Here is a 20,828-nt window from a genome sequence, read left to right as displayed (position 1 = left end):
CGAGCTTATGTTTGAAAACCAGCTTGAAGCCGCAGCCAAGTTGCTTGAAATTTTGCCCAAAAAAGAGCTTACGGAAAACAACTATCTTGTTATTTGCTCTTCTATCGACTCAGTTATATTAACTGACGTAGTATCAAGAGGGCTAAATTTAAGCTACGAAATGCTCTTTACGGAAAGAGTTTTTGCTCCGAACAATCCCGAGTGCGAGATTGCTATGGTAAGCGAAACCGATGAGATACTTGTGCATGACGAGCTTGTTAAGTCGTTCGGGATAAGCTATGACTTCATATACGGTGAAGCTCAAAGAAAGTATGAGGAGAAAATTTTAAAAAACGTATATAAGTACAGAAAAGGAAATTTAATAGGAAATTTAAAAGATAGAAACATCTTGTTAATCGACGAGGGTTGCGAGACGGGCATAACCGCTCTCATTTGCATCAAAACTCTTATGAAAGAGGGCGTTAAATCCGTTAGATACGCTACTCCGCTTATAGCTACGAATGTAGCAAGTCAATTAACCCAACTTGTAGATGAAATTTATTCCGTGCATAAGATCGCAAATTTTATCGACGTGGATTTTTACTACAAGAACAAGATCGAACCAAAGCCGTCAGTTATACTCTCTATATTGGAAGAGAGTCCATTTTATATACCACTACAAAAACAAGGAGATATTAAAGCATGCAATATTCAATAGAAGTTAATAACCAAATTGAAATTTATGATATAAACAAAGTCGCAAAACAAGCAAGCGGAGCCGTTTTGTTGCGAGTGAAAAATACGGTCATTTTAGCAACCGTAGCAAGAGAGGATACTCAAGTAAGCGAGGATTTTTTACCGCTAACGGTGCAATATATAGAAAAAGCTTATGGCGCAGGCAGAATTCCCGGCGGATATGTTAAGCGCGAAACTAAACCGGGTGACTTTGAGACTCTAACGGCTCGCATCATAGATCGTTCCTTGCGACCTCTTTTTCCAAAGGGCTATGCATATCCTACGCAAATCGTAGTTATGGTACTCTCTGCCGATCCTGAAGTTGATTTGCAAGTAGTTTCTTTAAATGCAGCTTCCGTCGCCCTTTATCTAAGCGATATTCCTGTGAATTCTCCTGTGTGTGGTGTGAGAGTCGGGTATATAGACGATAAATTTGTCATAAACCCAAGCAATTCTGAGCTAAAAAGCAGCGCTCTTGATCTATATGTGGCAGGCGTTAAGGATGAGCTTTTGATGATAGAGATGAGAAGTATCGCTCAAGCAAGAGGTGAAGTTATGCCTATGATAGCCGTTGATGCGATTATGGATCCAAATTTAAATGACGGTATTATTTTACAGCAATACATGAATGAATTTAGCGAAGATCTTATCGTAGAGGCTATAGCCGAAGCCGGCAAAGCGATACTTAGGGCATCAAACGCTTATGAAGAGGCGTTTGAATCGCATAAAAAGGCTGATGCCGAGCTTGAGCTAAAACCCGAGATAGAAAACGAAAGTATCGCGATATATCTTGATGAATTTTATAAAGACGATGTGAAATTCGCTATAAATCAGATGGCAAAAAGCGAGCGCGCAAGCGAGCTAAATAAGATAGCCAAGCAGGTTTTAACCGATGAAGTTGCGCAAAAAGAGGGCTGGGAAGAGGACGTGATAATGAACGTTCTTGGCAAATATAAGAAAAAAATCGTTAGAAACCAGATCATAAACGAAGGTTTAAGAGCCGACGGCAGAGGACTTAAGGATGTGCGCCCTATAAGTATCGAGACAAATATATTGCCAAATGCACATGGCTCTTGTCTCTTTACGCGCGGACAGACTCAAGCGCTTGTGGTAGCTACGCTTGGAACGGATACGGATGCGCAGATGTATGATATGCTTACCGAAAAATCTGCAATCGTGGATAAATTTATGTTTAACTACAACTTCCCGGGCTTTAGCGTAGGCGAAGCTAGCCCTCTAAAGGCTCCTGGCAGAAGAGAGCTTGGGCACGGAAACTTGGCTAAGCGCGCTCTTGCTCCAAGTGTGGATGTAAATTCTCCTTATACGATTCGTTTGGTTTCTGAAATTTTAGAATCAAACGGCTCAAGTTCTATGGCAAGCGTGTGTGGAGGCTCTCTTGCTCTGCGTGCCGCAGGAGTAGATACCGTAAAACTTGTAGCAGGTGTTGCTATGGGGCTTGTGTTTGAAGGCGACAAGCATGCGGTTTTAACCGACATAATGGGGCTTGAAGATCATGACGGCGATATGGACTTTAAAGTTGCCGGAAGTAGCGAGGGTATAACCGCGCTTCAAATGGATATAAAGCTTGGAGGAATTAGCCTTGATGTTTTAAAAGAGGCTCTTTATCAAGCTCGTGAAGGAAGACTTCATATCTTAAATTTGATGGAAAAAGCAAACGAAGAGATAGCTGTAAATGATGAAATTTTACCTAAACTTGAGCTATTTAGCGTTGATCCTAGCAAGATAGTAGATATCATCGGACAAGCTGGCAAGACCATAAAAGAGATCATAGAGAAATTTGAAGTTTCCATTGATCTTGATAGAGAAAAGGGCGAAGTAAAAATCGCAGGAGCTCAAAAGACAAAGGTTGATGCGGCGAAAGATTATATCATCCAAATAGTTTCAAAAGACGGCTCTAAAAACGGATTTGGCGGAAAAAGAAGAGACGGCAGAGATAAAGATAGAGCAAAGCCTACCTTTAATATAGGCGATGAATTTGAAGGCGAGGTTAAAAAAGTAGTCGAATTTGGAGCTTTTGTAGGACTTAAGGGCGGAGTTGACGGCTTGCTTCATATCTCAAAAATTTCAACACCGCTAAAAGAGGGCGATAGAGTAAAGGTCAAAGTAAGCGAGCAAAAAGGGCATAAAATTTCCCTTGTTTTAGCAGAATAATTCAAAAGGATAGTATCATGCAGTATAAGAAGTTGCTTTTCCCAATCGGTGCGGGGGATGATGTAAAAGAACGAATTTACGGGGCTTTGCTCGTGGCTAAGCATTTTGATACGCATATTGAAATTTTAGCCAGTCAGCTTGATCCAAGCGCGGTTTATAATATGAAAATGACTCTTCGCGGCGGAGTTTTGTATGAGGAGTTTTTAAAAGCTGCAAAGGCGGAGCTTGGCGTGGAGCACGAGCAAAACGAGGCTTTGTTTAAGAAAATTTGCGCCGAACTTGGCGTGGAGATAAGCGATACTCCTACGGGCAAGGCAAGCGCAAAATTTGTTACTAAAAGTGGCAAAAGAAGCGTTGTAGTAGAGCATGAGTCGAAATTTTGCGATATGGTTGTAGCTGCAGCTCCGCTTGACGGTAGGGTTACGGGCACATTTGAGGCTGCGGTACTAAAAAGCGGCAAGACGGCAATAGCCATACCAAGAAAACTAACGAAATTTGGCACGGATAATATCCTTGTAAGCTGGAACGGCTCTACTCAAAATTCGCGCGCGCTTTCAAGCTCGATAGACCTGCTTAAAAAAGCAAAAAAGGTTCATTGTATCACTTGTAAAGCTCATCCTGACGAATCTGCCGAAGAGAGCTTAAAAAAGCTTGAAGAGTATCTAAAGATACACGAGATAAACGCGACTTTTGAAATTGTAAAGACTACTTCAGTTCCGGGTGAAGCGCTTTTAAGATCTGCGAAGGAAGGGAATTTTGATCTTATAGTTGCAGGCAGATACGGCGAAAACGGCTTTAGAGAAATTTTCCTTGGCGGAACTACGAGATACTTTTTAAAACACACGCAAATTCCTGTATTTATGTAACAAAAAGGGCGTATATGCCCTTTTTAGCTAAATTCCAATGATTTAAAATTGATTTCGCATTTTTAAATGTTTTATTAAATAGGCAAATTTAAGCTATTTAAATCTCAAAAATCTACCAGCATTTCGTTTGGATAGTGAAATTTAAATACAAAATTTTAGTAAGTATAAATAATGAGATCAAAAGAGGGGAATCGCCCCTCTTTAATGTTAATTTTTAAGAGTATTTTTTAAAGGAATTCTCTTTCTTGTCGTGTAGTCGTTAGGGTAATTTTTAGCCAAGTAAGTAAGGATCAAATTCTCACTTTCAGGATCAAATTCCCAAAGTCCTTGCGTTTCTTGCATCCATCTTATCAGGTCTTTCCATGTTTGCCTATCACCTTTTTGTTTGGTTACTAGCGTTAAACTGTGGCATGCCATGCAGTTCCCCACTATAAGCTCCCAGCCTTCATCTATCTTAAGCCCTGTTTCAGGGTCGATCTTAGGCTCGTTCGCTAGTGCAAAGCTAAGCCCAAGAAGCAGTGCGAGTAATTTTTTCATAGCTTACCCCACATATACGGCTACTCTATGGCAACTGTTGTTTAGGTAGCCTTTTGGATTCCATGCAGGAAGAACCATTGGCTGCTTTTTACCGTTTGTGTCGGTAGCTCTTGCCCAGACTTCATAGTATCCTTTTTGAGGGAATTTGACCGAAGCTTTCCATGACTGCCACGCAAGCCTGTTTAGAGGTTTTTCTATAGTTGCCTTTTGCCATGTTTCGCCAAAATCGATGCTTATCTCCATCTCTTTTACTTCTAGGTCGCCTGCCCATGCTTTGCCGCGAACTTCAAGCGTCTTGTCAAGCTCCATTTTGAAATTTGTAACAGGATGAGATATGACTGATTTTACAGGCATTGATTCAATGATCTTCATCTCGGTATCTTTGCTTACTTTTGTTCCGGGAGCTACAGGATTAACAGGCACTTTATACGATTCTGACATTTTTGGTCCGTCATGAACTATATTTCTAACGGAAAGTTTAGTTAGCCATTTGCCTGAAACGGAACCCGGAAAACCTCCCGCAACAAGTCTTAACGGATAGCCGTTCATAAATGGAATATCGGCTCCTTCGTAAGCCCATGCTATAAGCGTTTCCTCCTCAAGAGCTTTTTTGATAGGGATTCCTCTGCTAATCGGCTTTTTGGTAGCATCTCCGTCAAGCGGGATATCGATACCTTCGTAGCCTACATAAACCGCATCGTTTTTAATACCGCAACTTTCTAACACGTCTTTTACTCTCACGCCTGTCCATCTTCCGCAAGCTATCGCGCCAACTCCCCACTGAGTACCGCTTGTAGCAGGTATGATCTCGCCTCTACCGTTTCCGCCGCACTCAACGGTTAGAGCGTAGGTGTAGTGTTTAAATTTCTTTTTTAGCTCTTCAAGCGTAAAGGTAGTAGGCTTAAGACAGCTCTCTCCATCAATTACGAGCTTCCAATTTTTAGGATCGAGATCTTTTATCTCCGGTGCTAAACCGTTGTTTCTAACAAAAAAATGCTCAGGTTTTACAAATTCCGAATCAAAAAATTGAGGTAAAGTTTCTGCCGTTATAGGCTTGTCATTGTGGTAAAGAAGTCCGTTTTTACCCTCTATTTTGAAATTTTCATCTACTGCGGCAAGCGCTGCAGGTATAAGTCCGCTTGGATAATTAGCTGCAAAAGGGATGTTTGCTCCAACCAGTGCCGCAAACGCTAGAAGCGAGCTTTTCTTTAAAAATCCTCTTCTGCTCTCATCGGTCTTTCTTCCGAATATATCAAGATCAGCCTTGATAGGATCTTGTTTATAAGCCTCAAAGAAACCTAACTCTTTTTTGTTTTTCATCTCATCTCCTTGTTTTGATGTTTGATTGAAGAAATTTTAAGATAATAATATTTTAGAAACAATATAAAAACGAATTAATATTTAAAGTTTAAGCAATTTCGCTACTAAAGTAATATTTATAGTTATAAATAAATTATCTTATATTTAGAGTATGATTTTGCAGTCTTAATTAAAAAACCTATAATATAGATAGTATTTATTGTAATTGTGTATAAATTTAAGCTTATATTGAATTTAAATAAAATTTAATACATTTTAAGATTTGAGTTTTGAAGTATGGTGCGATCAGCGAGATTTGAACTCGCACACCTACCGGCACTACCCCCTCAAGATAGCGTGTCTACCAATTCCACCATGATCGCAACAGAAGTAAAATTTATAAAGAAATTCAGCCCGAAGTTGGGCTGAAATATTAAAACATTGGGTTTGCGTAAAGAATAATTAGTGTAACAACAAGTGCGTAGATAACTTGCGCTTCGATCATCGCTAGAGCGATAAACATTGTTGTCATAAGTTTGCTACCAACGCCAGGGTTTCTAGCTGTTCCTGAGATTGTAGCAGAAGCAGTGCTTCCCATACCGATAGCTCCACCAAGTGCCGCAAGACCTAGACCAAGAGCAGCTGCAAGAACTGAGTATGATTTTAGCATTTCGCCGTCACCTGCAAATGCAAATGAAGCAAGTGCAGCCATAAGAAAAAGAATCTTTTTCATGAAATTTCCTTTGATGAATTTAAGCCAGTTCGGATCAGACCCCTACTTTGAAACTTTGTGGCGCATTTTATATAAAATTTGCTTTGATTTAGTTAAATTTTGAAAAATTTATCAACTAAATTTGTTTGTATCTAAAAATGCTACAAATTTACAAAATATTTTTAAGCTGTTTCGATTTTATACGAATTTATTAACAAAATTAATGAAATATTTTTAAGCTTAGAAATTTAAAAGCTTTTTTATGCTAATTTAAGATTTTTTAATGATTTTAAATAAAATTAAGGTTTGCTAAGTGCAGGATAAGTTCTCTAAAATCGGCTTTATATTAGCCGTTGCAGGAAGTGCGGTAGGTCTTGGAAATGCTTGGAAATTTCCATATTTGGTCGGACAAAACGGCGGCTCGGCTTTTGTTCTTTTGTATTTGTTTTTGACGTTTTTTATCGGACTTACCATATTTTTTGGTGAAGTAGCGATAGGAAAACTTTCAGAATCAGATCCGGTAAATGCTTTTAAAAAGCTTGCGACCACGAATAAAAACAGCTGGAAATTTGCCGGTTTTACTATGCTTGGAGCGATTATTCTCGTATCGTTTTATACCGTCGTTATAGGCTGGATATTTAAATACGCTTTTATGGTTTTAACGAATTTGCCAGCCGATATAGAGACTTCGGCCGCTATATTTACCGATTTTGTCTCAAAAGACGCATCGTCTCAAATTCTATTTTTTACTATCACAAATATAATTTGTTTTTACATTGTTTCAAAAGGTATCAAGAGCGGGATAGAGCGTGTAAATGTGTGGCTTATGCCGTCTTTGTTGGTGCTTGTGATAGCAATGCTTGCATACTCCGTTACTATGGACGGCTTTATGCAGTCGGCTAAATTTTTGCTGGTGCCTGATTTTACCAAGATAACTTTTGATAGCGTTCTTACCGCGCTTGGACTTGCATTCTTTACGCTTTCATTGGGTGTGGGCGTCATTATAGTTTATTCTGCAAATTTGCCAAACAATACGAATTTAGTAAGCTCGTCCATAATCATCGTCATCATTAACGTAATAATGGGAATTTTAATAGGCCTTGTCATATTTACTTTTGTGTTTGAGTTTGGCGCCGAACCTAGTCAGGGAGTAGGGCTTGTGTTTATCTCCTTGCCTACATTGTTTGCTAAGCTAGGCACATTTGGGCATATATTTGCTTTTGCGTTATTTACCGCTCTTATATTTGCAGGTATTACTTCGGCTATCTCGATGCTTGAGCCTTTTACATATTATCTTATAAGAGAATTTGGCTTTACGCGCAAAAAAGCCCTTATCAGCATAGCCGCTTTCGTATATATCGCCGGAATTTTATGTATATTTTCAAATATTGAAGGCGTTAAAGAGAATTTGGTCTTTTTTGGCAAAAGTTTGTTTGATTGCCTTGATTATCTGGTTTCAAATATCATCATGCCTATAGGCGGTATCACGGTATCGGTTTTTGTCGGATTTGTAATCAAAAAAGAGGCATTACGTGAGCTTTACGGTCCTTATATGAGCAAATTTATGTTTGATCTTTGGTATTTTATGATTAGATACATTGCTCCGATTGCCATAGCCGTTATATCCGTAAATGCCATTTTGAGCTAGTTTATGCCAAGCGATAAATTTTCTAAAATAGGCTTTATACTCTCAATCGTAGGTGCTGCTATCGGACTTGGAAACGCTTGGAAATTTCCATATATGGTAGGCAGCAACGGAGGTTCGGCTTTTGTGCTTTTGTATCTTGTGTTTGCCGTAGTTGTGGGGCTTAGTATATTTTTTGCCGAGATGGCAATGGGTAAAATTTCAAACGCAGATCCGGTAAATGCTTTTAGGATGCTTGCTCCAACACACTCAAATTTATGGAGTTTTGCGGGCATCATGATGATCACGGGTGTCTTTGTGGCGTCTTTTTACACGCTTATCATCGGCTGGGTTATCAAGTATGCAGTTGCGTCTTTAGGAACTTTGCCTGTTAAGATAAGCCAATCGGGCGAGAATTTTAATAACTTCATCTCAACTGATATCCTAGGGCAGGTTATTTACTTTTCTATCGCTTTTTTTGCTTACTTTTTTATACTTTCACGCGGAGTAAAAAGAGGAATTGAGCGCATAAATTTATGGCTACTGCCTATGTTTTCGCTTCTTCTTGTTGCGATGCTTGTTTATTCTATGCAGATGAAGGGCTTTGGCGAGGCAGTTAAATTTTTGCTTGTATTTGATTTTTCAAAACTAACTAGCGAAGCCGTGTTTATGGCGCTTGGACTTGCGTTTTTTACGATGTGCGTTGGTATAGGCGCTATCATCACTTATTCAACCAGCCTTGATAGCAAGACAAATTTATTCACCTCTTCTCTTTATGTCGTTATCTTAAACATCGTTTTTAGCATAGTCATAGGACTTATCGTATTTACATTTGTATTTGAGTTTGGAGAAAAGCCTAGTCAAGGTGTTGGACTTGCGTTTATCTCGCTTCCGACGCTTTTTGCCAAGCTTGGAGCCATAGGAAATTTACTGAGTTTTGCCTTTTTTACCGCTCTTGTTTTTGCAGGGCTTACTTCGGCTATTTCTATGGTAGAACCGCTTATATTTCACATAGTAAAAGAGTATAAAATTTCGCGCTTTAAAGCGATTTTGATCGTAGGAATTTGCGTGTATGTGCTTGGCGTGCTTTGTGCGCTTTCAAATACGAATATGTTTAAAGAGAGCCTAACGTTTTTTGGCAAAGGATTTTTTGACATACTTGATTATATCAGCTCAAATATCCTGCTTCCTCTTGGCGGTATAGTTATAGCCGTCTTTGTCGGATTTTTTATGAAAAAAGAGATGTTAGAAGAGCTGTTTTTGCCATATATGGGTAAAATTGTGTTTAAAATTTGGTATTTCTTGCTTAGATACGTAGCGCCGACTTGCGTCGTGCTCGTTATGATTAGGCAGATTGTGGGGCAATAAATGGAGCAAAAACTACTAAAGATAGAGAAAATTTTTAATAAACTAGCAGATATTATCGGATACATCTGTATATTTGTGATGTTTTTGATGATAGCCGATGTGTTTTTTAACGTAACTGCTAGATATTTTTTCAAATACGGCAATGTAGGGCTTCAGGAGCTTGAGTGGCACTTTTTTAGCATTATCATAATGCTTGGCATGAGTTACGCGCTTAAAGAGGACGTTCATGTGCGAGTCGATGTCTTTTATGACGGATTAAAGCCCAAAACAAAGGCGATTATAAATATGCTTGGAGTTGTGTTTTTTATCCTTCCTTTAGCGCTTCTTGTGGCTTGGCTTAGCTTTGATTATGTGGTTGAAGCTTATGAATCAAATGAAGGAAGTGCAGATCCCGGCGGACTTCCTTATCGCTGGATTATAAAGGCTTTTATACCGTTTTCTTTCTATCTTTTGATATTTTTTAGCATAGGCTACTTTATCAAATACCTAAATTTATATATAGCGTGCAAAAAAGAGGAGCGAAAATGACCGGCGTTGTGATGTTTTTAGCTGCTCTTTTTATGCTTGCTATAGGATTTTCGGTTGCATTTACTTTTGGAGCTATTTCTGTTATCTTTGGGCTTATAGGGGCTATAGTGGAGAGCTTTGGTGACGGAGATGGCTTTGTGGGCGGGCTTGAAATTTTTAAAGAGATGTTTGCTTTTATGCCTTATAGAATTTATTCCATCATGGAAAATAAAATCCTAATAGCCGTGCCTCTTTTTGTATTTATGGGCATAATTTTACAAAAGACCAAGCTTGCCGAGCGTTTGCTTGAAAGCATGGCGTTTTTATTTGGAGAAATTCGCGGAGGTGTGGCTATCAGCACCGTCTTAGTCGGCGCTCTTCTTGCGGCTTCAACGGGAGTTGTGGGGGCAAGTGTCGTGGCTATGGGTGTGATGAGTTTGCCTGTCATGCTAAAGTACAGATACAATAAAGCCTTAGGATGTGGCACCATATGCGCTTCAGGTACACTTGGGCAGATCATTCCGCCTTCTATCGTGCTTATCATCTTGGGCGATGTATTTACCGTGCCTGTTGGAGATCTATTTCGCGAGGCTATAGCTCCGGGGCTTGCTCTTGTAGGAGCTTATATAGCTTATATTTTATTTGTTTCTTATATGAATAAAGACTACGCTCCGCCGGTGATTGATGAGAGCGGGATACCAAAAAGCAAGCAAATTTTTAATGCGATTAAGGCTATTTTACCCCCTCTTGTGCTTGTATTGCTCGTTCTTGGCTCTATCTTTAACGGTATTGCCACACCGACTGAGAGTTCGGCGTTTGGTTGTGTGGGTGCGATAATACTTTCTGTCTGCTACAGAACTTTTTCATTTCAAACTCTAAAAGAAGCACTTGAAGAAAGCGTTAAAACCACCGCTATAATCTTTACCATACTAATAGGTGCAACAGCCTTTTCTATGGTATTTAGCTACACCGGAGGCGATGAGGTCGTAGAAGCCTTTATGTCAAATTTGCCCGGCGAAAAATGGGGCTTTATAATCTTAGCCATGATTACTATCTTTGTGCTTGGATTTTTTATAGACTTTGTTGAAATTTCTTACATCGTACTTCCTATCTTGGTGCCTATTGCTATGAATTTAGGTATAAATCCTCTATATTTTGCCATTATAATAGCCATGAATTTACAGACTTCGTTCTTAACTCCGCCTTTTGGTTTTAGTCTCTTTTATCTTAAGGGAGTTACTCCGCCTGAAGTTAGCACGATGGATATTTATAAAGGCGTAGCGCCGTTTATCCTGCTTCAAATTTCCATACTTATAATATTTACCATAATACTACTTTAAAATCGCTCCTTGCAAATTTGCAAGGAGAGTTTGATTAAAATAGAGCATTAACATTTAGGCGTTATAATTTTATAAATTTAAAACAGGAGAATTTATGAAAGCCTTAAGTCTTATTTCTATCCCTGCGGTTTTTGTTTTGGCTGATTCAAGCTTGCTTGAAATTTATAAAAACAGGGCATTTTTTCATCAGAATTTAAGCGATGCTAAAAGCTCTTTTTCTATCGAGGTTCCAAATACCATAAATATAAGAGATATCGACATTTCGGCAAGCTGTGAAGTACAAAATTTAACCTTAAATGATGCCGAGTTCGTAAAAGACGATGAATATAGCTTACATGAGGAGCTCTCAAAACGTATTAAAAACCTTAATAACAAACTATCCGCACTTAACTCAAAGTCAAATTTTTTATCGGACTTTACTCCAAGCGATAAGATGACGGCTGATAGTTTAAAAGATGAGAGCGATAAGCTTTATGAGGTTGTGTTAAAAAATTTAGATGAAATTTCAGACACTCAAAAAGAGCTTGAAAAGCTAAATTTAGAACTTAATAAATTTAAAGTAAAGCAGGTTAAAAAGCTTGATCTAAGCTTTGAGTGCGAGCCTAAATTCGTAAAAATTTCATATCCCGTAAATGTAAAACTTGATCTGCAAAATGAAATTTCAGCCGACACCTCAAAATCTCAAGTAGATATCATTCAGGGCTTAAGCTTAACTAGCCCGTTTGTAAAAGATATAAAGAACCTTGATATCGCGCTTTATCCTTTTAGCTACTCGTCAAATTTGATCCCGCCGCATTTTTATCCGTGGTATGAGGGCAAGCCCGAGCCTAGACCTGTAAATAGCATGGCTGCACCGATGATGGAGATGGCTGATGCCGCAAGCATTAAGATGAGAAGCGCTAAGATGACCGCAAGTGAAGTAAGCGGACAAAATGTCCAAAACACCCTATCAAATTCATGGAGAATTTCAAACGTAAATTTAAAAGCGGGCGAGGATAATAAATTTGTCTATGATAGACAAAGCGTAAAGGCTAAATTTGAGATAGTCATAGACGGATACAGCGGCTCAAACGGCTATATCAAGGCTATCTTTACTCCTATAAAAAGCATGGAGTATGCAAGCACGGCCATGAAGATAGACGGCATAAGCGTGGGCAAGAGCTCAAGCTTTAGTCTAAAGCCGAACGAAGAGAATTTCGTATATTTTGGTAAAAACGATCTCATAAGCGTTAAAAAAGAGAGTCTTGTTAATTTTACTAAAGAGAGCTTTTTCGGTAACAAAAAGAAAATTTCAACCGGCTTTAGCTACGAGATAAAAAACGGCTCAGATAAGCCTTGGGATATAACTCTTATAGAAAAAGTTCCCGTTTCAACGCATGATAGCATAAGCGTAGCCGTTAAAAATACGCCAAAAGAGAGCGAGATAAGCAAGCAGGGCGAAGTAAGCTGGAAATTTGAGCTTAAACCAAACGAGAACAAAAAAGTAGAATTTACTTACGAGCTTACAAAGCCAACAAATAATTAATAAAATTTGCATTTTTATAATTATTAATTAAAGCAAATAAAGATAAAATTAGCTTCGTTGAGCAAATTTAAACTACGACGGAAAGGCGACTTATGGCGAAAAAATTCATAGATGTAATGGATACCACCTTTAGAGACGGATTTCAGTCTGTTTTTGGTGCGAGAGTTTTGATGGATGACTTTTTGCCTGCCGTGAGCGCAGCAAAAGAAGCGGGTATCACACACTTTGAATTCGGAGGCGGCGCGCGCTTTCAGAGTCTTTATTTTTATCTGAATGAAGACGCCTTTGTTATGATGGATAAATTTAGAGAGATAGCGGGTAAAGACGCAAATTTGCAAACCCTAAGCAGAGGTGTTAATACCGTAACTCTTGATACGGGCAGTAGGGAGCTTGTGGATCTGCATGCTAAGATGTTTAAAAAGCACGGCACGACTACTATTAGAAATTTTGATGCGCTTAACGATGTTGAGAATTTAAAATACTCTGGAGAGCGGATAGTTCATCACGGACTTAAGCATGAAGTTGTAGTTACGATGATGGATCTACCTCCCGGATGTGTGGGCGCTCATGATGTGGCGTTTTACGAGAGAATTTTACGAGAAATTTTAGATGCAGGAATTCCTTACGATAGCGTTTGCTTTAAGGATGCAAGCGGTACAAGCAGTCCGCAAAAGGTATATGAAACTATAAAAATGGCTCGCAAGCTACTTCCTGCAAAAACTCACATCAGGCTTCATACTCACGAAACTGCAGGCGTTAGCGTGGCGTGCTATCTTGCTGCACTTGAAGCGGGCGCAGACGGTATCGATCTAGCCGCAAGTCCCGTAAGTGGAGGCACAAGCCAGCCTGATATACTTACTATGCTTCACGCCGTTAAAGGCAAGGACTACGATCTGGGCGGCCTTGATACTCAAAAAGTCTTAAAATATGAAAGAGTTTTAAAAGAGTGTCTTAAAGACTACTTTATACCGCCTGAAGCTACCGAAGTTAGCCCTCTTATACCGTTTTCTCCGATGCCGGGAGGTGCGCTTACGGCAAATACTCAAATGATGAGAGATAATAATATCTTAGATAAATTCCCTGATGTGATTGATGCTATGCAAGAGGTGGTTGAAAAGGGCGGATACGGCACTAGCGTAACTCCTGTGAGCCAGTTTTATTTCCAGCAAGCCTTTAATAACGTGATGTTTGGTAAATGGAAGAAGATTGCCGAAGGCTACGGTAAGATGGTGCTTGGCTACTTCGGCAAGACCCCGTCAAAGCCCGATAAAGAGGTCATCAAGCTTGCAAGCGAGCAGCTTGGGCTTAAACCTACCAAAGAAAATGCCATAGATATCGCAGATCGTGACGAAACAAAATCAATCAAATTTACAAAAGAGCTACTTAAAAAAGAGGGCATTGAAGCAACCGAAGAAAATATCTTTATAGCAGCCGCATGTAAGGAGAAAGGCATAGCGTTCTTAAAAGGAGAGGGTAAGGTAAATGTGCGCAAAATTTCTCAAATGCCTAAGGCAAAAGAGCAAATTTGCACTGCCAAAGAGAGCAAGGACGGCGTAAATGAAAAATATAGCGTTGTCGTAAACGGTAAAAAATTCGAAGTTGAAATTTACGATAGCCAAAATGCAGAAGTAGAGGTTAAAAGCATAAAGCCCGTAGGCGATGCTATGCTGATGCCTCCTGAAATTTCACCTGCGGGAAGAAAGGCTACCAATGAAAACGGTAGCGGCGAAGCCGTGGTAAGCAGCTTGCCGGGAAATGTATTTAAAATTTTAGCAAAAGTGGGAGATAAGGTTAAAAAAGGACAAATTCTTATTATTTTAGAAGCTATGAAAATGGAGATAGAAGTAGTTGCGCCAAAAGACGGCGTAGTGAGTTCAATCGAAGTAGAACAGGGGCAAACGGTCAAAAACGGTCAAATTCTAGCTAGAATTTAGTATTTTTTGATCTATGCTTTATAAAAATAAAATCAGATGATATAAATAAAAAGGAACAACAATGGTAAATGAATTCGATAAGTTGGGGTTGCAGGGTATCAAAAATATTTATCATAACTTAAGCTATGATGAGCTTTTTGAGCATGAGAAAAATAACGGCGAAGGAAGGGTGAGTAGCAACGGAACCTTTATGGTCGATACGGGTATTTTTACCGGCAGAAGCCCTAAGGATAAGTATTTCGTGAAGCAAGATCCAAGCGCTAAATACATCGCTTGGGGAAAGGTAAATCAGCCTATCTCAAAAGAGCTTTTTGACAAACTTCTTAAAAAGGCCAAGGATAGATTAAGCGGTAAAGATATCTACGTGCAAGACGCATTTTGCGGCTCTAGCGATAAGAGTAAAAAATCGGTTAGATTTATAACAGAGGTTGCTTGGCAGGCGCATTTCGTAAAAAATATGTTTATTCGCCCGAGCAAAGAGGATTTGGCGAAATTTAGCCCGGATTTTGTAGTTTATAACGCTTGTAAGTGTTCAAATGAAAATTTCAAAGAAGACGGCCTGAATTCAGAAGTTTTTGTTATATTTAATATAGAAGAAAACGTTGCCGTTATAGGCGGAACATGGTATGGCGGAGAGATGAAAAAAGGAATTTTTTCTATGATGAACTACTGGCTTCCGCTTGAAGGCAAGCTAAGTATGCACTGCTCTGCGAATGTAGGCAAAGAAGGCGACACGGCGCTTTTCTTCGGTCTTAGCGGAACGGGCAAAACCACTCTTTCAACAGATCCAAAAAGAAAGCTAATAGGCGATGATGAGCACGGTTGGGACGATGACGGCGTGTTTAACTTTGAAGGCGGATGCTATGCAAAATGTATAAACCTTGATCCTGAGAGCGAGCCTGAAATTTATGCAGCTATTAAGCGCAATGCACTACTTGAAAACGTCGTGGCGGATGCAAACGGAGTGGTTGATTATAAAGACGGAAGCAAGACCGAAAATACGCGCGTAAGCTATCCGATCGAGCATATTGAAAATCACGAGCCAAGCCTAAGTGCCGGACATCCGCAAAATATTATATTTTTAACGGCGGACGCGTTTGGCGTGCTTCCTCCTGTTGCAAAGCTTACAAAAGAGCAGGCGATGTATTATTTCTTAAGCGGATATACGGCTAAAGTTGCAGGAACAGAGCGCGGTATAACCGAGCCTGTAGCGACATTTTCCGCTTGCTTTGGAGAGCCTTTTATGCCGCTTCATCCAACCGTATATGCTAAGCTTTTAGGTGAAAAAATAGATAAGCACAACGTAAATGTATATCTTGTAAATACCGGCTGGAGCGGTGGCGCTTACGGGGTCGGCAAAAGAATGAGCATAAAAGCTACTCGCGCTTGCATAAACGCTATACTTGACGGAAGCATAAGAGAGTGCGAATTTGAGAATTTTGAGAAATTTAACTTATCTATCCCAAAAGAGCTTGCGGGTGTGGAAACAAAGCTTTTAAATCCGATAAATACTTGGGAAAATAAAGATGAATATATAGCCATGAGAGATAAGCTGGCTAAGATGTTTGAAGCAAATTTCAAACGATATGAAGATGTGAAAGAGGGCGTTGAATACGCAAAAGCAGGCCCAAAAGCTTAAATTTGGGCTGATTGCTTTCGGATTTATTTTTCTTGCGGGATGCGACTATAAAAATAGTTACGATCCCGCAAGACTCAAAGAGGCAAGCCAGCCTCAAATTTCTTACATAATCGATAGCGATGCGCTTAGCTATTTAAACGACTATCGCAGAGGCTCGGGACTGTTTGCGCTTAAATTCAATGAAAATTTAAGCCTAGCTTCTAAAAATCATGCCGAATACAGCGTAGCCAACTCACATATGGGGCATGACGAGAGTGCCGGGCTTGCAAAATTTACAGGCGTAACTCCGGGCGATAGAGCAAAATTTGCAGGCTATAGCTCTATGCACGTGCTTGAAAATATAGCTTATAAGAGTGACTTTATAACCTCCATAGACGGGCTTTTTTCGGCGATTTATCATCGGTTTGCCTTTTTAAATTTAAGCGTAAATGAAGTAGGTTTCAATGCGGCAACTTCTGATAAATTTAGCGCTTATGTTTTTTTGATGGGCAACTCAAATCTTAATGGCTTTTGCAAAAGAGGTGCGAGTGATAACGGTTCTGGTAAATTCTACACAAATGTCTGCGCGAATAAAGATATCAAAGTAAAAGACACTAGGCTTGAGGGGTTTTTAAAATCAACCAAACAGTATGTAAAATTCCCTGATAAAGCTCCTGTTGTGCCTTATTTTAGCGGCGAAGTTCCAGATCCGTTTCCTGAGTGCAAGATCACTGCAAACCCTGTAAGTATAGAGTTTAACGAGAATTTAAAAGATATAAAATTTCTGAATTTTGAAATTTATAAAGGCGATGAGAAACTTAGAAATTTAAAAATTCTAGATCAAAAAAGCGACATAAACCGCAAATTTTCATCTCATCAGTTTGCTGCATTTTCAAGAGATGTTTTTGAATTTGGCGCAGATTATACGGCTATTTTTAGTTACACGCAAGAAAATGAACCTAAACAGATAAAGTGGAATTTTAAGACCAAAACGCTTAAATTTCCTTATTTTGATGCAAAAGACGGCGATGTGCTGAGCGTAAAACCGGATACCGTATATGAAATTTTCTTTCGTCCAAAGGACTGCAACGACCTGCTTACAAGTTACTCTTATAATTCATCCGCTCTTTTAAATTCAGAGGTTAAACAAAGCGGAACAAACACTTTAAGCGTGAATTTAAGCGGCTTGGAGGGTGATATGCTTACGATAAAGACAAGCGGTGGAGATGAGGTCAAAGTTCGCCTTAGCGAAAGTTCGCCAAAAGCCAAAAGCGAACGCAAAATTTATATCATCAAAGCCACGCTTATGGTTATCGGCGTGATAATAGTATTTGTTCTTATAGGAAGAGGTTTAAGAAAGTAGGTTTAAGACTATTTTTGAAGCTTAAATTTTTACTTTCACATCAGCATTTCCAAGCGCTTTTAAAAGCTCGTCGGTATTTTTTATAGTGCCGATTTTTGTGTATTTATAAAAGCTCTCATTGAAATCTTTATAAAACAGCACTAGGGTATCTGATCTATACAGCATCAAATCGCCGACTTTTATATCTCCTTGAGCGGAATCGTTTAAGGATAAAATTTGCCCAAGTTTTGCAAATTTCTCTTTTGAAGCATGCTCTTTCATATCAAACTCTAAAGGCATAAGTTTTAAAATTCCGTAGAGTTTTTACTATTATAGCTTCAAATTTTAAAATCATAGAATTTCCATAATCTGTAGGCGATTTGGATTTTCTTTAGGCTAAATTTTATAAAATAGCATTTAAATTTAAAAAGGAAAAATCATGAAAAAGATGTGGTCGGGCAGATTTAAAAACGAAAGCAGCAAATTACTTGAAGAGTTTAACGCCTCTATAGGATTTGATAAGAACCTTTATCGCGAAGATATCGCAGGTAGCAAGGCTCATGCAAAAATGCTTGGCGAGTGCGGGATATTAAAGCAAGAAGAGGCGCAAACTATCATAAAAGGACTTGATATAGTTTTGGGCGAGATAGAGCATAATAAATTCGAGTTTAAAATCGAAGACGAGGACATCCACATGTCGGTTGAAAAGCGTCTAAGCGAGATCATCGGAAGCGAGCTTGGAGGAAGACTGCATACGGCGCGCAGCAGAAACGATCAGGTCGCTCTTGATTTTAGACTTTATGTGCAGCGTAGCTCGCTTGAAATCATGAATGAAATTTACTCTTTTGTCTCTACTTTAAGCTCTATTGCAAGCAAGCATCTTGATACGCTAATGCCCGGTTTTACGCACCTTCAGCACGCTCAGCCGGTAAGCCTTGCTTATCACTTGCTTGCTTACGCTTTTATGTTTAAGCGCGATTATGAGCGATTTGCAAGCTCGCATGAGCGAAATAACCTCTGTCCGCTGGGTTCAGCTGCGCTTGCGGGCACACCACATCCTATAGATAGAAAGATTGTGGCGCAAGAGCTTAAATTTAGCGGCGTTACGCAAAATGCGATGGATAGCGTTTCGGATCGTGATTTTGCTATGGAAATTTTATTTAACATAAGCGTTTTGATGACTCATGCTTCGCGTCTTTGCGAGGAGTTGATACTCTGGAGTTCGCAAGAATTTGGCTTTGTAACCATTAGCGATACTTACTCGACAGGAAGCTCCATCATGCCTCAGAAGAAAAACCCCGATGTAGCGGAACTTATCCGCGGAAAAACGGGTCGCGTAAATGGAAATTTAATAGCGCTTTTAACTACCATGAAAGGCTTGCCGTTAGCCTATAACAAGGACATGCAAGAGGATAAAGAAGGTGTTTTTGATAGCGTGCATACTGCGCTTACATCGGTTCATATCTTAAATGAGATGATGAAAGAGGCTAAATTTAATAAAAAAAGTATGCTTGAGGCGACTAAAAAAGGGCATTTAAGCGCAACCGATCTGGCTGATTTTCTAGTGCGAGAAAAAAACGTGCCGTTTAGAACCGCTCACTTTATCACGGGTAAAGCTGTGGCAAAGGCTGAGAGTTTGGGTGTTGATCTAAGCGAGCTTAGCTCTGAGCAGTTAAAAGATGTCGATGAAAATTTGGACGAAAATGCGGTTAAATTTTTAGATCTGCACGCCTCAAAAGAGGCTAGAACGTCGCTTGGCGGCACGGCAAATTCTAGCGTGCAAAAGCAGATAAATTTGATTAACGAGTGGCTGAAAAATTTGGATTTTTTACTTAAATGTATGTAGTATTAATTTTTATAAAAGGCATTTTATGCTTGAATATTTTAAAGCAAATATAATTTCGATTGTTATAGGCGTATCAGGTTTTTTGTCAGCTATTGTTACTTTGTTTATTAATCTAAATGATTTGATAAGTATAAAATGGCTTGTTTTTGTTATTTTTATTTTTCTAGTCACTGTTTCAATTCTTGTTGGCTACTTGTATGATATCAAGAAAGATACAACAGACTATAGCTTTATTAAAAAACTTAAACTTAAACCTTTATATAAAAACGTAAAAGGTAATGAACTTTTTGTAAATAATTCATCTATTGAATTAACATATAATGATATTATAAAGCTTTATTTTATAAATAGCGAAAATATTGAGGTGTTTGTTGGTATAGGGATTATAAGGCATGTACAAAGTGACAATCGGATATGCCATATTAAATTTTTATATCGAATTGATAAGGCTATTCCAAAACAATATAATAGTAGTTTATATTTTAGTTTACAACTAAAAGAAAGCGATATTAAAGATGTTTTAAATTTGCAAGGAGAAAATTAATATGGAAGCACGAATCGTAAAAATAATAGATAGTCATAGGGTGGCTATAAACAAAGGCGATTTAGATGGTGTTAAAGTTGGAGATATATTTATTGTTTTTAAAAAAGATGATGAAATCTTTGACCCTGATACAAACGAAAGCTTGGGAGTTTTGGAAATTCCAAAACTAAAAATGAAAGCTAGTAGTGTTCAAGATAGGCTATCTATATTAGAGAGTAATGAGGTGAAAATAATAAAACCTAGTACTAAAAAAACTATAACAAGAACATCTGATGGAAGAAATGCAAACACGATTGCTTATTTGCAAGATATTTATTTTGGGAAAAAATATCGCACCGAAGAAGAAATAGAAACTTCAGCACCCGAGAATAAGATAGTTGAGATTCGAGAAAGAGGAATAACTGAAAAAGATTTTGCAAGAAAAATAAATTGACTTTACAATTTTACTGCCGAAAAGCGAAAATTTCATTATAATTATGAAAAATTAAGGAGAGAAAGATGTTTGGAGGCAGATATAAAAAATGGCTAGAAAGTAAAATACTGTTTTAGTCCAAGAAAAACGGAAGCCTAAAAGCACAGAACAAAAAACCACAAAGCGAGCTGGGGGCTACATTTAAAACGACGCTTTATTGTTAAATGATAACATAATGTCGATTGAGTAGATTGTCAATCTAATCAAACATATCCTCGAATCAGACAAATTTGATAGCACCGCAATAATCAGATGTGTTATTGTCCGCTTATAGTTTGATGAATAGTTTTTGAATGGATTTATAATTTCTGGAATAGTTAAATTTGAGGCTTGACTTGAGCTTTAAATTTTACAAAAAATTAAGCAAGCCAATTCTAATTAATCAAATTTAAAGTTGGCTCGCTAAGT

General features: G+C 38.6%; 18 protein-coding genes and 1 tRNA gene. 14 read left to right on the top strand and 5 right to left on the bottom strand.

Annotation, left to right across the window (positions count from 1 at the left end):
• Nucleotides 1–7: 7 nt before the first annotated feature.
• Genes CDOM15925_RS01730 through CDOM15925_RS01720 form a run of 3 tightly spaced genes read left to right on the top strand, consistent with a single transcriptional unit; the run spans nucleotide 8 to nucleotide 3,752 of the window.
• Nucleotides 8–697: a sodium:proton antiporter gene (locus CDOM15925_RS01730; protein WP_502707273.1), complete on the top strand. Its 690-nt coding sequence runs from the start codon at nucleotides 8–10 to the stop codon at nucleotides 695–697.
• Complete coding sequence (locus CDOM15925_RS01725) at nucleotides 682–2,886, top strand: polyribonucleotide nucleotidyltransferase (protein WP_169940465.1); 2,205 nt, start codon at nucleotides 682–684, stop codon at nucleotides 2,884–2,886. The genes CDOM15925_RS01730 and CDOM15925_RS01725 overlap by 16 nt, the downstream gene beginning before the upstream one ends.
• 17 nt (nucleotides 2,887–2,903) lie before the next feature.
• Nucleotides 2,904–3,752 (top strand): universal stress protein, encoded by an 849-nt coding sequence (locus CDOM15925_RS01720; RefSeq protein ID WP_169940463.1) that lies wholly within the window; start codon nucleotides 2,904–2,906, stop codon nucleotides 3,750–3,752.
• Nucleotides 3,753–3,959: 207 nt separating this feature from the next.
• Here CDOM15925_RS01720 and CDOM15925_RS01715 read toward each other — a convergent pair whose 3' ends face one another.
• The 4 genes from CDOM15925_RS01715 to CDOM15925_RS01700 form a co-directional block, all read right to left on the bottom strand.
• Nucleotides 3,960–4,289 (bottom strand): cytochrome C, encoded by a 330-nt coding sequence (locus tag CDOM15925_RS01715; protein ID WP_169940461.1) that lies wholly within the window; start codon nucleotides 4,287–4,289, stop codon nucleotides 3,960–3,962.
• Between the two features lie 3 nt (nucleotides 4,290–4,292).
• On the bottom strand, nucleotides 4,293–5,609 hold the full coding sequence (locus CDOM15925_RS01710; RefSeq protein WP_169940459.1) for a sulfite oxidase: 1,317 nt from the start codon (nucleotides 5,607–5,609) through the stop codon (nucleotides 4,293–4,295).
• A 277-nt stretch (nucleotides 5,610–5,886) separates the two neighbouring features.
• Nucleotides 5,887–5,971: transfer RNA gene (locus CDOM15925_RS01705), tRNA-Leu, on the bottom strand.
• 50 nt (nucleotides 5,972–6,021) lie between these two features.
• Nucleotides 6,022–6,321, bottom strand: a complete 300-nt coding sequence (locus tag CDOM15925_RS01700) for a F0F1 ATP synthase subunit C (protein ID WP_169940457.1) — start codon at nucleotides 6,319–6,321, stop codon at nucleotides 6,022–6,024.
• Between the two features lie 292 nt (nucleotides 6,322–6,613).
• Between CDOM15925_RS01700 and CDOM15925_RS01695 the strand changes: the two genes are divergently transcribed.
• From CDOM15925_RS01695 to CDOM15925_RS01660, 8 genes are all read left to right on the top strand, one after another.
• On the top strand, nucleotides 6,614–7,948 hold the full coding sequence (locus tag CDOM15925_RS01695; protein ID WP_169940455.1) for a sodium-dependent transporter: 1,335 nt from the start codon (nucleotides 6,614–6,616) through the stop codon (nucleotides 7,946–7,948).
• 3 nt (nucleotides 7,949–7,951) lie between these two features.
• Complete coding sequence (locus CDOM15925_RS01690; RefSeq protein ID WP_169940453.1) at nucleotides 7,952–9,292, top strand: sodium-dependent transporter; 1,341 nt, start codon at nucleotides 7,952–7,954, stop codon at nucleotides 9,290–9,292.
• Nucleotides 9,293–9,820, top strand: coding sequence for a TRAP transporter small permease subunit (locus tag CDOM15925_RS01685; RefSeq protein ID WP_169940451.1), 528 nt, complete (start codon nucleotides 9,293–9,295; stop codon nucleotides 9,818–9,820).
• On the top strand, nucleotides 9,817–11,139 hold the full coding sequence (locus CDOM15925_RS01680) for a TRAP transporter large permease (protein WP_169940449.1): 1,323 nt from the start codon (nucleotides 9,817–9,819) through the stop codon (nucleotides 11,137–11,139). The genes CDOM15925_RS01685 and CDOM15925_RS01680 overlap by 4 nt, the downstream gene beginning before the upstream one ends.
• 94 nt (nucleotides 11,140–11,233) lie before the next feature.
• Nucleotides 11,234–12,664 carry a DUF4139 domain-containing protein gene (locus tag CDOM15925_RS01675; RefSeq protein WP_169940447.1) on the top strand — a complete coding sequence of 477 codons (1,431 nt, stop codon included), beginning with the start codon at nucleotides 11,234–11,236 and terminating at the stop codon, nucleotides 12,662–12,664.
• A 92-nt stretch (nucleotides 12,665–12,756) separates the two neighbouring features.
• Nucleotides 12,757–14,598 (top strand): biotin/lipoyl-containing protein, encoded by a 1,842-nt coding sequence (locus tag CDOM15925_RS01670; RefSeq protein WP_169940445.1) that lies wholly within the window; start codon nucleotides 12,757–12,759, stop codon nucleotides 14,596–14,598.
• A 61-nt stretch (nucleotides 14,599–14,659) separates the two neighbouring features.
• Complete coding sequence (gene pckA / locus CDOM15925_RS01665) at nucleotides 14,660–16,237, top strand: phosphoenolpyruvate carboxykinase (ATP) (RefSeq protein WP_169940443.1); 1,578 nt, start codon at nucleotides 14,660–14,662, stop codon at nucleotides 16,235–16,237.
• Nucleotides 16,206–17,579 (top strand): CAP domain-containing protein, encoded by a 1,374-nt coding sequence (locus tag CDOM15925_RS01660; protein ID WP_169940441.1) that lies wholly within the window; start codon nucleotides 16,206–16,208, stop codon nucleotides 17,577–17,579. Before pckA ends, CDOM15925_RS01660 begins: the two co-directional genes overlap by 32 nt.
• 21 nt (nucleotides 17,580–17,600) lie before the next feature.
• On the opposite strand, the gene CDOM15925_RS01655 is transcribed toward CDOM15925_RS01660, so the two are convergent.
• Nucleotides 17,601–17,858, bottom strand: coding sequence for a cyclophilin-like fold protein (locus CDOM15925_RS01655; protein WP_169940439.1), 258 nt, complete (start codon nucleotides 17,856–17,858; stop codon nucleotides 17,601–17,603).
• Between the two features lie 139 nt (nucleotides 17,859–17,997).
• Here CDOM15925_RS01655 and argH point away from each other — a divergent pair, with 139 nt between their 5' ends.
• Genes argH through CDOM15925_RS01640 form a run of 3 tightly spaced genes read left to right on the top strand, consistent with a single transcriptional unit; the run spans nucleotide 17,998 to nucleotide 20,381 of the window.
• Nucleotides 17,998–19,404 carry an argininosuccinate lyase gene (argH, locus tag CDOM15925_RS01650; RefSeq protein WP_169940437.1) on the top strand — a complete coding sequence of 469 codons (1,407 nt, stop codon included), beginning with the start codon at nucleotides 17,998–18,000 and terminating at the stop codon, nucleotides 19,402–19,404.
• Nucleotides 19,405–19,429: 25 nt separating this feature from the next.
• Nucleotides 19,430–19,948 carry a hypothetical protein gene (locus CDOM15925_RS01645; protein WP_169940435.1) on the top strand — a complete coding sequence of 173 codons (519 nt, stop codon included), beginning with the start codon at nucleotides 19,430–19,432 and terminating at the stop codon, nucleotides 19,946–19,948.
• 1 nt (nucleotide 19,949) lies between these two features.
• Nucleotides 19,950–20,381, top strand: a complete 432-nt coding sequence (locus CDOM15925_RS01640; protein ID WP_169940433.1) for a hypothetical protein — start codon at nucleotides 19,950–19,952, stop codon at nucleotides 20,379–20,381.
• The last annotated feature ends 447 nt before the right edge of the window (nucleotides 20,382–20,828 follow it).

It is taken from the genome of Campylobacter sp. RM15925 (assembly GCF_012978775.1).
GTDB classification, from domain to species: domain Bacteria; phylum Campylobacterota; class Campylobacteria; order Campylobacterales; family Campylobacteraceae; genus Campylobacter_A; species Campylobacter_A canis.
This window is presented reverse-complemented; position numbering and strand designations above follow the sequence as displayed.